We start from the raw sequence: 16,678 nt of genomic DNA on the forward strand, positions 1-16,678 counted from the left end.
ACATACAAATTCAACGCGCAAATCCTATTTTAGCGCCTATGGGCGAAAGCCAGGACGACGGCTTGATTGGCGCAAACACAGGCGACCGACGAACTTGAGCAGTGCACGTCCTGAGATTCGGAACAGTTCGCAACAACTCCACTACCGAGACGCGCTCTTGCAAGTGAGTTGCGATTGCGCATGGCGAACGACGACTGACACTTGATGTTCACCAACTCCCTGCTACACCGCCGCCCATGAGCACATCCTCGACCAAGACATCCGTCGCCGCGATCTCGATCCTCGCCAGCGGCAGCATGGCGGTCGCAAAATTCGTCGTCGGCATCGCGATCGGATCGCTGGCGCTGATATCAGAGGCGCTGCACTCGTCGATCGATTTGGTCGCCACCATCATCACTTGGGCGGTGGTGCGGGTGTCGGACCAGCCGGCCGACGCCGAGCATCATTACGGCCACGGCAAGGTCGAGAGCGTCTCGGCGCTCGGTATCATCGCCCTGCTCTATGTGCTGGCCGGCGGCATCCTGGTGCAGGCCTACAGCCATCTGCGCGAGGGCGCGCCGCCGCCGTCGATCTCAGCCATCCCCTTCATCGTCCTTGTCCTCGATATCGGGGTCAATCTGTGGCGCGCCCGCGCGCTGCAGCGCGCCGCGCGCGACACCAAGAGCCAGGCGCTGGCCGCCGACGCGCTGCATTTCGCCTCCGACGTGATGGGATCCGCGGCCGTCATCGTCGGCCTGGTGCTGGCCGGCCTCGGCTTCTGGTGGGGCGATGCCGCAGCCGCCATTGCGGTCGCCGTGATGATCGCGCTGCTCGGCCTGCGTATGGCGCGGGAGACGGTCGAGACCCTGCTCGACCGCGCGCCCGAAGGCGCGCTGGAAAAGGCCACCGCCGCCATTGAAGCCGTGCCGGGGGTGGTCGACGTCGAGCGGCTGCGGGTCCGCATGGTCGGCACCACGCATTTCATCGATGCCTTTGTCACCGTGCCGCGCACCTACCCGATCGACCGCGTCGAGGACATCAAACGCAGGGCGCAGCAGGCGGTGACCAAGGCGTTGGGGGACGCCGACCTCACCTTTACTGCGGTGCCGGTGGCGCGCGACAATGAGAGCGTGCGCGAGCGCATCATGGTGATCGCGCGCAATTCCGGTCTCGCGATCCACCATGTCACCGTCCACGACATCGGCGGCAAGCTGATCGTCGGCATCGACCTCGAGGTCGACAGCGACATGGCGCTGGACGCCGCGCACGACATCGCCCACGAGCTCGAGCGCGCGATCCGCGAGGACTTTGGCGAGGACGTCGAGGTCGACACCCATATCGAGCCGCTGCAGCCGGAACTGCCCTGGGGAACCGACGCCGCGCCCGACCGCGTCGAAGCCATCAAGGCCGCACTGACCGGCTTTGCCGATGGTGGCGCGATCCATGACATCCATAATGTGCGGGTCCGCAACAGCGACGCCGGCGAGATCGTCAACTTCCATTGCCGCGCCGAGCCCTCGATGAGCGTGATCAAGGTGCACGAAAGCGTCGACGAGATCGAACGCAAGCTGCGCCGCGCATTCCCAACCGTGAAGCGTGTGATCAGTCACGCAGAACCGACGCGCGCGTAATTCTACGGAGCCGTTCCTGTTTCGGACTCACTTTGCGCCCGGCGATTCTCTCTTGGACAAGATTTTTTTCGCATTAACGAATCGTTGACTCTCGACAGCCCGGGAAATCTGGATTCAAATCATCATGATTCGGAAGCGACGTGGGGAGCATCCGATCCGGGTAAAAAATCAGCTTAGATGGGGGTCTAAGGCATGGCGCGCGCGCATGCAGCGAACGCTTGCGTCCAATCCGATTCGATCAAGGGATTGGCGCAGTCGATCGCGAAACCGGCCTATCACAGGCTCTTGACGGCCGAGCCTGCACTGCGCCGCGCTGTCCCTACGCTGATCATCGCCTTCCTCATCACGATCTGCCTCGGCGCCTTCGTCCAGGTGATCGACCAGAACCGGCAGAAGCGCGGCGCGATGAAGCGCGACCTGGCCGCGCTCTCCGACATCCTCGCCGAGCGTCTCGACCGTCTGACCTCGGTGCGGCGCGACCGGCTCGCCAATATCGAGCAGATGCAGGAGCTGCTGCCCGACCTGATCCCGTCCTGGGGCATCGCCGATGGCCGCCATGTCATCATCACCGGCGCCGATCACCGCGTGCTGGCCCGTGTGCCGATCGACGGCGCCGGCGAGAACGACCGCGTCCTCGACATCGTCTCCACCGCGCAGCTCCTGGTCGCACCGGGCCAGCAGGGCGCCATCAGTGACATGACGTTGCCGGGCGGCACCGGCGCGCTGGCGATCTCGCAACTCGTCAAGTCGCTGCCCGGCCAGGTCGTCGTCATCCAGGAGATGAACGAGCCGATCTGGGGATCGGACGCCGCGCTCTCGGTGACGCTGTCGGCGACCACGAGCTTCGTGGTGCTGATCCTCGGCTTCGCCTTTCACTGGCAATCGACCCGCGCCCGCGAGGGCGACCTGATCAACGACGCCGTGCGCGGCCGGATCGACACCGCGCTCAATCGCGGCCGCTGCGGATTGTGGGACTGGGACCTGTCGCGCGGCAGGATCTTCTGGTCGCAGTCGATGTTCACCCTGCTCGGCCTCGATACCCGCAACGACCTCCTCACCTTCGGCGAGGTCAACGCGCTGGTGAACTCCGACGACATCAACCTGTTCGACATCGCCGAGCAGCTGATCTCGGGCAAGATCGATCACATCGACCAGAGCTTCCGCATGCGACATGTCGGCGGCCACTGGATCTGGTTGCGCGTCCGCTGCGAGCTCAGCCACGCCGCGGCCGACAGCGGCCTGCATCTGATCGGCATCGCCGTCGACATCACCGAACAGAAGAGCCTCGCCGAGAAGTCGGTGGAAGCCGACCTCCGGCTGCGCGACGCCATCGAGACCATTCCGGAGGCCTTCGTGCTCTGGGACGCCGAGGACCGCCTCGTGCTCTGCAACTCGCACTTCCAGCGGCTGCACAAGCTGCCGGATACCGCGGTGAGTCCCGGCACCTCCTATGAGACCGTGATCGAGGTCGGCAGCATGCCCGAGGTGCGCACCCGCCTGCACGAGAGCGGCGCGCCGGCGCCGGGCGCCCGCACCTTCGAGGCGCAGCTCGACGACGGCAGCTGGCTGCATATCAGCGAACGCCGCACCAAGGACGGCGGCTATGTCTCGGTCGGCACCGACATCACGCGCATCAAGGCGCACGAGCAGAAGCTGGTCGACAACGACCTGCGCCTGCGCGCCACCGTGATCGACCTGCAGCGCTCGCAATCCGAGCTGGAGCGGCAGGCCGTCGAGCTCGCCGACCTCGCCGAAAAATATTCGCAGGAGAAGACCCGCGCCGAGGACGCCAACGCCGCGAAGTCGAAGTTCCTCGCCAACATGAGCCATGAGCTGCGCACGCCGCTCAACGCTATCATCGGCTTCTCCGAGATCATGGGCAGCGGCCTGTTCGGCACGCTCGGCTCGGACAAGTACGCGGAATATTGCCACGACATCCTGACCTCGGGGAAATACCTGCTCGAGGTCATCAACGACATCCTCGACATGTCGAAGATCGAGGCCGGCCGCATGAAGTTCGACATGGAGCCGCTCGACCTCTCCGGCATCCTCGCCGAGTCGCTGCGGGTGGTCTCCGGCCGCGCCGAGCACAAGGGCCTGTCTCTGGAATCGGATATCGAAAGCACGATCTCGGTCGTCGCCGACCGCCGCGCGGTCAAGCAGATCATCGTCAACCTGCTCTCAAACGCGGTGAAGTTCACGCCCGACAACGGCCGCGTGCTGGTGCGCGGCCAGATGCTCGATGACTCGATCGTGCTGCTGATTGCCGACAGCGGCATCGGCATCGCGCCGGAATCGCTGCGGCGGCTCGGCAAGCCGTTCGAGCAGGTCGAGAGCCAGCTCACCAAGAGCTACCAGGGCTCGGGCCTCGGGCTTGCGATCGCGCGCTCGCTCACCAACCTGCATGGCGGCTCGATGAAGCTGCGCTCCAAGCTCGGCGTCGGCACCGTCGTCCGCGTCACGCTGCCGCGCGATCCGCGTAGCCTGCGGGCGAAGCTGCAAGAGGCGGCCTAGGCTGGCTGCACGCTCTCCAGCTTCGGCGCGACCTCGCGTGCGACCTGCACCAGGGCTGCGATCAGCGGCGTCATCGGATCGCGCTGCGGGATCACCAGGCCGATGCTGTAGTCCACGACCGGATCGACGATCGGAATGCTGCGCACGGCATCGGCAAGGCCGAGCGTCTCGGCGAGCTTGGCCGGCATCACGCTGGCCCAGCGCCCGGTCTTCACATGGGTGTAGAGCACGAGCAGTGAATTCGACGTCAGCGTCGGCGTCGCCTCCGCGCCGACCGAGGTCAGCGCGCGATCGATGATGCGGCGGTTCTGCATGTCGGGCGTGAGCAGGCACAACGGCACGGTGCCGACTTCCTTCCACGTCACCTGCTTGCGGTCGCCGAACATCGCATCGGGCGCCGTCAGCAGACGATAGCTCTCGTTGTAGAGCGGGATGGTGCGGACCTTGCCGATCGGCTCGTTCTCGATGTAGGTCAGCCCGGCATCGACCTCGAGATTCTCGAGCAGGCCGAGCACGTCGGCGGACGTGCACGACTGGATGCGAAACCGCACATCGGGATGGCGCGCCCGGTACGGCGTGGTGAGCGAAGCCACCATGCCGAGCGCAGTCGGGATCGCCGCGATGCGGATCTCGCCCGACAGCTTGTCCTTGAGGCTGTCGATCTCCTGCTTCATCGCCCGCGTGTCGCCGACAATGCGCCGCGCCCAGTCCAGCGTCCGTTCGCCCTCCGGCGTGAAACCCTGAAACCGCGATCCGCGCTGCACCAGCATGACGCCGAGGATCTCCTCGAGCTGCTTGAGACTGGTCGACATCGTCGGTTGGGTGACCCCGCAGGCCTCCGCAGCGCGGCCGAAATGCCGTTCCTTGGCCAGCGCCAGCAGAAGTTCCAGCTTGTCGATCAAGGTTCAAACCCCTTCGGAAAACGGCGCCCCCAATGGCGGCCGGACGTGTCCATAGGTAGCACGATCGGGGTGCGATCCCGAAATCCAAAGCGTCCCGAATGTCCGTGATTCCAGAACATTATTGCGATCCCGGATCGACCCATTCGGCAACGCTATTAATCGCGTTTCGCAATCGCCGCATGAGACAGCTTTATTGATGTTTCGAAGGATTCCAATTCTCATGTGCAAAGCAAAAACTGGATCGTGAGAAGCGCTGATGACGGTGGGATACGAACCTTGGGACAAGGCGCGCGGCGCTGAGATCATCGCCGAGCATGCCGGACTTGAAGGCGCCACGCTGGTGATCCTGCACGCGCTGCAGGAAGCCTTCGGCTATGTGCCGGAGCCTGCGATCCCGATGGTGGCGGAGGCGCTCAATCTGTCCCGCGCCGAGGTCCACGGCGTGTTCACCTTCTACCATGACTTCCGCAAACAACCGGCCGGACGCCACGTCCTCAAGCTCTGCCGCGCCGAGGCCTGCCAGGCTGCCGGCGGGGATCGGCTTGCGGCGCGCGCGGAGGCCAAACTCGGCGTTTCCCTGGGGAATACCACGGCGGACGAACGCGTAACGCTGGAGCCGATCTACTGCCTCGGGCTCTGCGCCACCGCGCCCTCGGCGATGCTGGATGGCCGGCTGGTCGGCCGGCTCGATGAAGCGCGGATCGATGCGCTGGTCGCGGAGGCACAGCGATGACGATGCGAATTTACGTCCCCTGCGATGCCGCGGCCGTCGCGGTCGGCGCCGACGAGGTCGCCCTCGCCTTCGCGCAGGCCGCAGCAGCATGTGGCGCAGCAATCGAGATTGTCAGGAACGGCTCGCGCGGGCTGTGCTGGCTTGAGCCGATGGTCGAGCTCTCGACCGCCCAAGGCCGCATCGCGTTCGGCCCGGTGACGCCTAAGGACGTGCCATCCCTGCTCGATGCGATGGCCGGCAACGGCCAGCATGCCCTGCGGCTTGGTGTCACGGACGAGATTCCCTGGCTGAAGCGCCAGACCCGGCTGACCTTCGTCCGCTGCGGCGTGGTCGACCCGCGCTCGGTCGACGACTACCGCGCCCATGGCGGCTACAAGGGCCTGGAGCGGGCGCTGACACTGAGCTCCGACCAGATCCTTGCCGACGTCACGACCTCGGGCCTGCGTGGCCGCGGCGGCGCCGGCTTCCCGACCGGCATCAAGTGGAAGACGGTGGCGCAGGCCAGCGCCGACCGCAAATACATCGTCTGCAACGCCGACGAAGGCGACAGCGGCACCTTCGCCGACCGCATGATCATGGAAGGCGATCCCTTCGTCGTGATCGAGGGCATGACGATCGCGGGTATCACGGTGGGCGCCACCAGGGGCTACATCTACATTCGCTCGGAATATCCGCATGCGGTCGAGGCGATGAACGCGGCGATCGTGGCCGCCCGGCGCGCCGGCTTCCTCGGCAAGCGGATCGGCGGCACCAAGCATGAGTTCGATCTCGAAGTGCGGGTCGGCGCCGGCGCCTATGTCTGCGGCGAAGAGACCTCGCTGCTGGAGAGCCTCGAGGGCCGCCGCGGCATCGTGCGGGCCAAGCCGCCGCTGCCCGCGCACAAGGGCCTGTTCGGCCGTCCGAGCGTGATCAACAACGTGCTATCGTTCGCGGCGATCCCCTTCATCCTCGACAACGGCGCCAAGGCCTACGCCGATTTCGGCATGGGCCGTTCGCGCGGCACGATGCCGATCCAGCTCGCCGGCAACATCAGATATGGCGGCCTGTTCGAGACCGCGTTCGGCGTCACGCTCGGCGAACTCGTCGACGAGATTGGCGGCGGCACCTTCACCGGACGGGCGGTGCGCGCGGTGCAGGTCGGCGGTCCGCTCGGCGCCTACTTCCCCCGCGCGCTGTTCGATACGCCGTTCGACTACGAGGCATTCGCCGCGCGCGACGGCCTGATCGGCCATGGCGGCATCGTGGTGTTCGACGACACCGTCGACATGGTCAAGCAGGCGCGCTTCGCGATGGAGTTCTGCGCGGTCGAATCCTGCGGCAAATGCACGCCGTGCCGGATCGGCTCGACCCGCGGCGTCGAGACCATCAACAAGATCATCAATGGCGAGCGCGTGACGGAAAACCTCGCCGTGATCGAAGACCTCTGTAACACCATGAAGTTCGGCTCGCTGTGCGCACTCGGCGGCTTCACCCCCTACCCCGTGATGAGCGCACTGAAACACTTCCGGGAAGATTTTGGCGGAGATTTAGGTCCCGCACCGGCCCGGCTGCAGGCCGCGGAATAACAGGAGATCACGATGTCGCTGATCCAGGAAATCGATTTCGGCACGCCCAAATCCAAATCCGAGACGATGGTCACGCTGACCATCGACGGCAATCAGATCACGGTGCCCGAGGGCACCTCGATCATGCGCGCGGCGATGGAGGCCGGCACCCAGATTCCAAAGCTCTGCGCGACCGACATGGTCGACGCCTTCGGCTCGTGCCGGCTCTGCCTGGTCGAGATCGAAGGTCGCGCCGGCACGCCCGCGTCCTGCACCACGCCCGTGATGCCTGGCCTCGTCGTGCATACCCAGAGCGAGCGGCTGAAGAAGCTGCGCAAGGGCGTGATGGAGCTCTACATCTCCGACCATCCGCTGGACTGCCTGACCTGCGCCGCGAACGGCGACTGCGAATTGCAGGACATGGCGGGCGCGGTCGGCCTGCGCGACGTGCGCTACGGTTATGAAGGCGAGAACCACGTCTTCGCCAAATCGCACGGCTGCGAAAACGACAACTGGATGCCAAAGGACGAATCCAATCCCTATTTCACCTACGATCCCTCGAAGTGCATCGTCTGCTCGCGCTGCGTCCGCGCCTGCGAGGAAGTGCAAGGCACCTTCGCGCTGACGATATCCGGCCGCGGCTTCGACAGCCGCGTCTCGCCCGGCATGAGCGAGAGCTTCCTCGGCTCCGAATGCGTGTCCTGCGGCGCCTGCGTACAGGCCTGCCCGACCGCGACGCTGACCGAAAAATCCGTGATCGAGATCGGCCAGCCCGAGCACTCTGTCGTCACCACCTGCGCCTATTGCGGCGTCGGCTGCGCCCTCAAGGCCGAGATGCGCGGCGAGGAAGTGGTGCGCATGGTGCCGTGGAAGGACGGCAAGGCCAATCGCGGCCATTCCTGCGTCAAGGGCCGCTTCGCCTGGGGCTACACCACCCACAAGGAGCGCATCCTGAAGCCGATGATCCGCGAGCGGATCGAGGATCCCTGGCAGGAAGTGTCGTGGGACGAGGCGCTGAATTTCGCCGCCGCGAAATTCAAGGGCATCCAGCAGAAATACGGCCGCGACGCGGTCGGCGGCATCACCTCGTCGCGCTGCACCAACGAAGAGACCTATCTGGTGCAGAAGCTGATCCGCGCCGGCTTCGGCAACAATAATGTCGACACCTGCGCCCGCGTCTGTCATTCGCCGACCGGCTACGGCCTGTCGCAAACCTTTGGAACTTCGGCCGGCACGCAGGATTTCGACTCGGTGGAGGATACCGACGTCGTGCTGATCATCGGCGCCAACCCTGCCTCGGCTCACCCGGTGTTCGCTTCGCGCCTCAAGAAGCGGCTGCGCCAGGGCGCCAAGCTGATCGTGATCGATCCGCGCCGCACCGAGATGGTGGAATCGCCGCATGTGAAGGCGCTGCATCTGCCGCTGATGCCCGGCACTAATGTCGCGGTGCTTACCGCACTCGCCCATGTCATCGTCACCGAAGGGCTGGTCGACGAGGCCTTCGTGCGCGAGCGCTGCGACTGGAGCGAGTTCGAGGATTGGGCCGCCTTCGTCGCAGAGCCGAAGCACAGCCCTGAAGCCACCGCGGTCATGACCGGCGTCGATCCGAAGGATCTGCGCGAGGCGGCGCGGATCTATGCCACCGGCGGCAATGGCGCGATCTATTACGGGCTCGGCGTCACCGAGCACAGCCAGGGCTCGACCACCGTGATCGCGATCGCCAACCTCGCGATGGCCACCGGCAATATCGGCCGGCCCGGCGTCGGTGTGAACCCGCTGCGCGGCCAGAACAACGTGCAGGGCTCCTGCGACATGGGCTCGTTCCCGCACGAGCTGCCCGGCTATCGTCATATCTCCGGCGACGCGGTGCGCGAGCAGTTCGAGGCGATGTGGAACGCCAAGCTCAACAACGAGCCGGGCCTGCGCATCCCCAACATGTTCGATGCCGCGATCGAGGGCACCTTCATGGGGCTCTACGTGCAGGGCGAGGATATCCTGCAATCCGACCCGAACACCAAGCATGTGGTGGCGGCGCTGTCGGCGATGGAATGCGTCATTGTTCACGATCTCTTCCTGAACGAGACCGCGAACTACGCCCACGTCTTCCTGCCCGGCTCGACCTTCCTGGAAAAGGACGGTACCTTCACCAATGCCGAACGCCGCATCCAGCGCGTCCGCAAGGTGATGACGCCGCGCAACGGCTATGCCGACTGGGAAGTGACGATCCTGCTCGCCAAGGCGATGGGCTTCGAGATGCACTACAACCATCCGTCGGAAATCATGGACGAGATCGCGGCGCTGACGCCGACCTTCACCGGCGTCTCCTACGCCAAGCTCGATGAACTCGGCTCGGTGCAGTGGCCTTGCAACGAGACGGCGCCGGAAGGCACGCCGGTGATGCATATCGGCGGCTTCGTGCGCGGCAAGGGCAAGTTCATCATCACCGAATATATCGCGACCGACGAGCGCACCGGCCCGCGCTACCCGCTGCTGCTCACCACCGGCCGCATCCTCAGCCAGTACAATGTCGGCGCGCAGACCCGCCGCACCGAGAACGTGGTGTGGCATGCCGAGGACCGGCTCGAGATCCATCCGCACGACGCCGAGCAGCGCGGCGTGCGCGACGGCGACTGGGTACGGCTGGCGAGCCGTGCCGGCGAGACCACGCTGCGCGCCGAGATCACCGATCGCGTGGCGCCCGGCGTGGTCTACACCACGTTCCACCACCCCGACACCCAGGCCAACGTCATCACGACCGACTTCTCGGACTGGGCGACCAACTGTCCGGAGTACAAGGTGACCGCCGTGCAGATCTCGCCGTCGAACGGTCCGTCCGACTGGCAGAAGGCCTATGACGAGCAGGCACGCCACTCGCGCCGCATCGCGCCAGTGGTGGAAGCCGCGGAGTAGCGATGCGCGAACCTGTCCACAAGGCGATACGGAAGGTCTGGCGCGACGGCGTCTTCAGCGAGGGCGCGCGCTTGATCCCGGAGGAGACGCCGCTGGCGCTGACCTATAATGGCGGCACCTACGCCGTGATGATGGGCTCGCCCGAGGACCTCGGCGACTTCGCAATCGGGTTCAGCCTGAGCGAAGGCATCGTGCAATCGGCCGACGAGATCGAGGCCCTCGACATCGTCGAGCTCGACGACGGCATCGAGCTGCGGATGTGGCTCAAGCCCGACAAGGCCGAGCGGATCGCCGAGCGGCGGCGCAACATCGCCGGCCCGACCGGCTGCGGCCTGTGCGGGCTCGATTCCATCAGCGAGGCGGTCCGGCCGGCCGCGGTGGTGCCCGCGGGCCGCGTCTTTGCGCCCCGCGAGATCATGGCTGCGGTGGCGGCGGTCGCGCCGCTGCAGGAGATCAACCACCAGACCCGCGCCGCGCACGCCGCCGCGTTCTGGACGGCCACGCGCGGCATCGTCGCGCTGCGCGAGGATGTCGGCCGCCACAATGCGCTCGACAAGCTCGCCGGCGCGCTCGCCCGCGACAAGGTCGTCACAAGTGATGGCGTGGTGCTGGTGACCAGCCGCGTCTCGGTCGAAATGGTGCAGAAGACCGCCGCGATCGGCGCGCCGCTGATTGCTGCCGTGTCGGCCCCGACCGCGCTTGCGGTACGGATGGCGGATGCCGCCGGCATCACGCTTGCCGCGATCGCCCGCGCGGATGGATTTGAAGTCTTTACGCATCCGGAACGCGTCACAGGCGCGGTGCCCGGCAAGGAGTCCGCTTATGTCGTCGTCGCCTGACAAACTGGTCTATATGGCGAACCAGATCGGGAAATTCTTCCACAGCCAGGGGCACGACCGCGCCGTGCAGGGCATTTCCGAGCACATCTGGAAGTTCTGGGACCCGCGGATGCGCAAGCAGATCTTTGCCCATCTCGACACCGGCGGCGCCGGCCTCGACCCCGACGTCCGCGATGCCTTGCAGAAGCTGAAGCAGCAGGCGTAGCCAGCCGCCCTGCTCTATCACCGTCACCCTGAGGAGGCCGCGAAGCGGCCGTCTCGAAGGGCGACGGCCCGGCTGGTGGCCGTGCATCCTTCGAGACGCGCTACGCGCTCATCAGGATGACGGGTCGAGCTTCCTTCTCCCTACCCCCCGCCCACGATCGCGTTGAAGACGCGGCGCACTTCACTCTGCGTCTCGCGCAGGCGCGCCTCCAGCGCGGAGAAGTCCGGCGCGTCGCCGGCCCGCGCCATCACGCGCCGCAGATCCTCGCCCGCGGTCTCCGGATTGAACTTGCCGGTGACGCACAGCCGCAGGATCTGCGTCAAATCATGATAGAGCCGCGCCGCCGAGCGCAGGATCTCGGCCTCGGACTGGCCGAGCAGGCGCGAGCCTGGCGGCATGCTCGAGCACCTGCAGCGTCGAGACGCTGAGGATCTCCGGCTTCGCTGAGGCGTGCGCGAGCTGCAGATATTGCGCGATGAAGTCGATGTCGACGAGCCCGCCGGCGGCGAGCTTGAGGTCCCAGACGTCGTCCTCGCCCTTCTCCAGCGCGATCGCGCGCCGCATGTCCGCAACGTCGGCCGCGGTCGACGCTGCATCGCGCGGCCGGGTCAGCACGCTGCGGATGATCGCCTCGATCCTCTCGCGGAACTGCGGCGACGACGAGATCACGCGCGCGCGCGTCAGCGCCATGTGCTCCCAGGTCCACGCTTCGCGCTCCTGGTAGTCGGAAAACGAATCGATCCGCGAGGCGACCGGGCCGGCCCGCCCCGACGGCCGCAGCCGCATGTCGACCTCATAGAGCACGCCGTAATTGGTCCGGGTCGTGAAGGCGCTGATCAGGCGCTGGGTGAAGCGGGCAAAATACTGCGCGCCGTGCAGCGAACGCTCGCCGTCGGAGTCCGGCGCCTCGCTGTCGAAATCGTAGAGCAGGATCAAATCGAGGTCGGAGGACGCCGTCATCTCGCGGCTGCCGAGCCGGCCCATCGCGACGATCGCGGTCTCCTGCCCCTTGATCCGGCCATATTGCGCGGCGAACTGGTCGGTGACGAGGCCGTGCACGGTGTGCACGATGCCTTCCGCGACGTCGGCAAAGGCCGTGCTGGCATGCTGCGCCGACACCGTGCCGGACAGGATCCGCGTGCCGATCAGGAACAGGCTCTCCTGGCCGAACAGCCTCAGACGATCGAGGAAGTCCTCATAGGACGACGCATCCTGCAGCGTGGCCGCAAGTCGCTCCGACAGTTCCTTCTTGTCCGGCATCGCGCCGAAGAAGCGCGGATCGACCAGGCCATCCATGATCTGCGGCTGCCGTGCCAGCATGTCGCCGAGCCGCGGCGCCGCCCCAAGGATCAGCGCCACCAATGCGACGAAATCGCGGTTCTGGCTCAGCAGCGAGATCAGCCGCCCGCCCCGCTGCAGCGCGCCGAGGAAACGGTCGAACGCCGCGACCGCATCGTCAGGCTCCTCGGCATCCGCGAGCCCATCGATCAGGCCCGGAATGAATTCGAGGAACGCCGCCCGCGTCGCCTCCACGCGCAATGCGCGATAATCACCCTTGATCCATTGCTGCACGGTGCCGGCGACCATGACCGGCTTCTTGAAGCCGAGACTGGCGAGATGCTCGATCAGGCGACCGTCTTCGGGGCCTGCCCCGTAATCGACATCCGGCAGCTTCGCGCTCCCGGTCGGATCGTCGCCCTCGAACAGCTTGCCGTAATGGTTCTGCACGATCTTGAGCTGGCCAAGCAGGTCCCTGGCGAAGGCCTCGCGATTCGCGTAGCCGAAGAAATGCGCAAAGCGCTCGACCGCTTCCGGCTCCTCGGGCAGCGAATGGGTCTGCTCGTCGGCGATCATCTGCAGCCGGTGCTCGACCCGGCGCAGGAATTCGTAGGCCGTCGTCAGCTCGTCGCGCGCCTCGAAGGTGATCCAGTTGCTCTCGGCGAGCACATTGAGCGCCTCCAGCGTCGGCCGCACCCGCAACTCCGGATGGCGGCCACCGGCGATCAGCTGCTGGGTCTGGGCGAAGAATTCGATCTCGCGGATGCCGCCACGGCCGACCTTGACGTTGTGGCCCTCGACCGAGATCTCGCTCTGGCCGCGATAGGTCTGCATCTGCCGCTTCATGTCGTGGACGTCGGCCAGCGCGGCAAAATCCAGATGCTTGCGCCATACGAACGGCGCGAGCTCGGCGATCAGCGCCTCGCCGGCCTTGGGATCGCCGGCGCAGGGCCGCGCCTTGATCATCGCGGCGCGTTCCCAGGTACGCCCCTCGCGCTCGTAATAATGCAAGGCCGCGTCGGTCGAGATCGCGACCTGGGTCGAGGCCGGGTCCGGACGCAGCCTGAGATCGACCCGGAACACATAGCCCTCGCCCGAGCGCTGCTGCAGCATCCGTGCCATCGCCTGGGTCACGCGGACGAAGAACGGCTGCGGCTCGATATCCTCGGCGAGCGAGGTGGCCGCGCGATCGAAGAACACGATCAGGTCGATGTCGCTGGAATAGTTCAGCTCGCCCGCGCCCATCTTGCCCATCGCAAGCACGATCAGGCCCGAACCCGCTTCCGGATGCTCGGGATCGACGACAGTCATGCGGCCGCGGGCGACCTCCTGCAGAAACAGATATCGCAGCGCCGACTGCACCGAATTCACCGCAATGTCGGTCAGCGCCGCCGTCACCCGCATCACCGGCCAGACGCCGCCGATATCGCACAGCGCGATCATCAGCGCGGCCTCCGCCTTCATGCGGCGAAGCAGAACCATCACGTCGGCCTCGCTGCCGGCGGCGAGCACGTCGCGCGAGGTGGTCTCGATCAGGTTCGCAAGATGCGACTCCGGGTCGCATGACAGGATCCGGATCAGCCGCGCGGCATCAGCCCTCGCGAGCTCGAACAGATAGGGCGAGAATTCGGCGATGCCGCGCAAGATGTCCCGTGCGAACGGGTGCTCCAGCAGCGCCGCGAGCGCAGCCGATTGCGCCGGCTCGAGCTCGGCGAACCAGTCGGTCAGGCGCTGATCGGCGGATACGGGAGCGGCGACACGCGGTCCGTCCGCGAACCGCGCGGCCAGATGGTGTCGATCCGCGTTTCCCGGCGCGGCGGCATTCATGCCGCCTTCTGTGGCACATCCTGCGTTTGAGCCGCAAGCCTGTCACTGCCGCCCGCCCGCGCCGGCAGCACCAGGGTGGCCACCAGCCCCGGATGGGCATCGCCGAGCCGCAGCTCGCCGCCGTGGAGCGTGGCAACCGCCGAGGCCAGGCTGAGGCCGAGACCGGACCCGGGTAAGGTGCGGCTGGCTTCGAGCCGGACGAAGCGCTCCACCGCGTGCTTGCGGTCACCCTCGGGGATGCCGGGACCGTGGTCGGTGACGCTGAGCAGGACCTGATCGCCCTCGCGCCGGGCCTCGATCAGGATCTCCCGCGCATCGGCCTTCATCGGCTCCACGCCCGGTTCGGGCTTGCCATATTTGATGGCGTTCTCGACCAGGTTGGCGACCGCCTGGCTGATCAATTCCCGGTTGCCGTGAATCGGCGCCGGCGAAGTCTTCACCTGCAGCGTCATGCCGTCGTCCTCGGCGAGCGGCTCGTACAATTCGTGGATGCCGTTGGCGACGTCGGCACCGTCGAAATCGTCCATGTTGCCGCGCGCCTGGCCGGACTCGGCACGCGCGATCATCAGCAGCGCGTTGAAGGTGCGGATCAAGCCGTCGGATTCCTCGATCGTCCGCTCCAGCGCCGCGCGATAATCGGCCTCGCAGCCCGACCGCGCCAGCGCCTCCTCGGCGCGGTTGCGCAGCCGCGTCAGCGGAGTCTTGAGGTCGTGGGCGATGTTGTCCGAGACCTCCTTCAACCCGGTCATCAGCGCCTCGATGCGCTCCAGCATGACATTGAGATTTTCCGCGAGACGGTCGAGCTCGTCGCCGCTGCGGCCGACCGGCAGCCGGCCGGACAGATCGCCCGCCATGATGCGCTTGGTGGTGCCGGTCATGGCGTCGATCCGGTGCAGCACGCGGCGCGCGACGAAGATGCCGCCGCCGATGCCGAGCACGACGACGACGAGGATCGACCATTGCGCGGCCTTGGCGACGATGCCGAACAACCGCCGCCGCTCCTCGAGGTCGCGTCCGACCAGGAGGCGGAAACCGTTGTCCATCTCGGTGACCCGCACCAGCGCGCGGTGATCGGTCTTGTCCTGGTCGTCGAACCGGCGATAGGCGGTCTCGCTCCAGCCCTGCACGCTCATCACGCCGGGCGCCAGCGAGCCGACATTGCCGGCCAGCGCCTGCCCGTTCGGCGCCGTCAAGAGATAGAGGTTGGCGCCCGGCCGCAGCGCACGATTGCCCATGGTGGTCAGCAGGCCGTGCAGGCCGCGACGGTTATAGATGGCGGTGATCTCGCCGATCTCGACGTTGACGGTCGTCGTGATCTGCTCGGTGATCAGCCGCCGCGTGTTCCAGGCAAAGTAAGCCAGCAGCGAGGCGGCAAACAGCGCGAACAGGAACAGGTAGACCAGCGTCAGCCGAAACGCCGTGGTCCGGATCAGTTTACCGAATGCCGTCACGGATCATATACCCCGCGCCGCGGATGGTATGCAGCAGCGGCCGCTCAAAGCCCTTGTCGATCTTGGAGCGCAGCCGCGAGATGTGGACGTCGATGACGTTGGTCTGCGGATCGAAATGATAATCCCAGACGTTTTCGAGCAGCATGGTGCGCGTCACCACCTGGCCTGCGTGCTTCATCAGATATTCGAGCAGGCGGAACTCGCGCGGCTGCAAGGTCAGCTCGTCCTTGCCGCGGGCGACGCGATGCGACAGGCGATCGAGCTCGAGGTCGCCGACGCGGTAGGTGGTCTCCTCGGCCGGCCCGACATTGCGCCGCGACAGCACTTCGACGCGCGCGAGCAGCTCGGCAAAGGAATAGGGTTTCGGCAGATAGTCGTCGCCGCCGGCGCGCAGACCCTTGATGCGGTCGTCGACCTGGCCGAGCGCCGAGAGGATCAGGACCGGCGTCCGGTTGCCCTTGTCGCGCAGAATGCCGATCAGCGACAGGCCGTCCCGCTTCGGCAGCATGCGATCCACAACCAGCACGTCGTAGTCGCCGGTTTCCGCCATCGACAGGCCTTCCTCGCCGTCGGAGGCGAGATCGGCGATATAGCCGACTTCGCGGAACGCCTTGACCAGATAGTCCGCTGACTCGCGGTCGTCTTCGATGATCAGGATGCGCATTTGCGGAGCGGTTGCGGTCACGGGAATGGGCCCTCTGTCAGCATGGCGCGGCCGGCCTGCACATGCAAGACGACCGCGAATATTCCGGGAATCTTGTGGGCGCATGATCTCCGCGCAAACCCGTTCCGGGTTTGTCGCGGGGGAAAACCGGTTTCCACTTTTCCGGATCATGCGGCGCTGAAAAAAGTGGGCGGTGAAGCT

10 protein-coding genes and 1 pseudogene are annotated in these 16,678 nt (G+C 66.2%); 7 read left to right on the top strand and 4 right to left on the bottom strand.

Annotated features, from left to right (window positions below; genetic code table 11):
• Positions 1-236: 236 nt before the first annotated feature.
• Positions 237-1,610: a cation diffusion facilitator family transporter gene (locus ACVW1C_RS06115; protein WP_456757635.1), complete on the top strand. Its 1,374-nt coding sequence runs from the start codon at positions 237-239 to the stop codon at positions 1,608-1,610.
• A 192-nt stretch (positions 1,611-1,802) separates the two neighbouring features.
• Positions 1,803-4,124 carry an ATP-binding protein gene (locus ACVW1C_RS06120; protein ID WP_456757636.1) on the top strand — a complete coding sequence of 774 codons (2,322 nt, stop codon included), beginning with the start codon at positions 1,803-1,805 and terminating at the stop codon, positions 4,122-4,124.
• Here the strand turns inward: ACVW1C_RS06120 and ACVW1C_RS06125 are convergent.
• On the bottom strand, positions 4,121-5,026 hold the full coding sequence (locus ACVW1C_RS06125) for a LysR family transcriptional regulator (RefSeq protein WP_456757637.1): 906 nt from the start codon (positions 5,024-5,026) through the stop codon (positions 4,121-4,123). The genes ACVW1C_RS06120 and ACVW1C_RS06125 overlap by 4 nt on opposite strands.
• A 256-nt stretch (positions 5,027-5,282) precedes the next feature.
• On the opposite strand from ACVW1C_RS06125, the gene ACVW1C_RS06130 reads away from it, so the two are divergent.
• From ACVW1C_RS06130 to ACVW1C_RS06150, 5 genes are read left to right on the top strand one after another with little or no spacing between them, the layout of a single operon-like run.
• Complete coding sequence (locus ACVW1C_RS06130) at positions 5,283-5,759, top strand: formate dehydrogenase subunit gamma (RefSeq protein WP_456757638.1); 477 nt, start codon at positions 5,283-5,285, stop codon at positions 5,757-5,759.
• Entirely contained in the window at positions 5,756-7,324 is a 1,569-nt protein-coding gene (locus ACVW1C_RS06135; protein WP_456757639.1) for an NADH-ubiquinone oxidoreductase-F iron-sulfur binding region domain-containing protein, read from the top strand. Before ACVW1C_RS06130 ends, ACVW1C_RS06135 begins: the two co-directional genes overlap by 4 nt.
• Before the next feature lie 12 nt (positions 7,325-7,336).
• On the top strand, positions 7,337-10,213 hold the full coding sequence (fdhF, locus tag ACVW1C_RS06140; protein WP_456757640.1) for a formate dehydrogenase subunit alpha: 2,877 nt from the start codon (positions 7,337-7,339) through the stop codon (positions 10,211-10,213).
• Positions 10,214-10,215: 2 nt separating this feature from the next.
• Positions 10,216-11,052, top strand: coding sequence for a formate dehydrogenase accessory sulfurtransferase FdhD (gene fdhD, locus ACVW1C_RS06145; protein ID WP_456757641.1), 837 nt, complete (start codon positions 10,216-10,218; stop codon positions 11,050-11,052).
• On the top strand, positions 11,036-11,257 hold the full coding sequence (locus tag ACVW1C_RS06150) for a formate dehydrogenase subunit delta (protein WP_173641858.1): 222 nt from the start codon (positions 11,036-11,038) through the stop codon (positions 11,255-11,257). Before fdhD ends, ACVW1C_RS06150 begins: the two co-directional genes overlap by 17 nt.
• Positions 11,258-11,397: 140 nt before the next feature.
• Here ACVW1C_RS06150 and ACVW1C_RS06155 read toward each other — a convergent pair.
• The 3 genes and pseudogenes from ACVW1C_RS06155 to ACVW1C_RS06165 form a co-directional block, all read right to left on the bottom strand.
• Positions 11,398-14,362: pseudogene (locus tag ACVW1C_RS06155) on the bottom strand (bifunctional [glutamine synthetase] adenylyltransferase/[glutamine synthetase]-adenylyl-L-tyrosine phosphorylase).
• Positions 14,359-15,813, bottom strand: a complete 1,455-nt coding sequence (locus tag ACVW1C_RS06160; RefSeq protein WP_456757642.1) for an ATP-binding protein — start codon at positions 15,811-15,813, stop codon at positions 14,359-14,361. Before ACVW1C_RS06160 ends, ACVW1C_RS06155 begins: the two are co-directional and overlap by 4 nt.
• Entirely contained in the window at positions 15,797-16,477 is a 681-nt protein-coding gene (locus ACVW1C_RS06165; RefSeq protein WP_212311653.1) for a response regulator transcription factor, read from the bottom strand. The genes ACVW1C_RS06160 and ACVW1C_RS06165 overlap by 17 nt, the downstream gene beginning before the upstream one ends.
• Positions 16,478-16,678: the final 201 nt, after the last annotated feature.

Source organism: Bradyrhizobium sp. USDA 4011 (genome assembly GCF_054063415.1).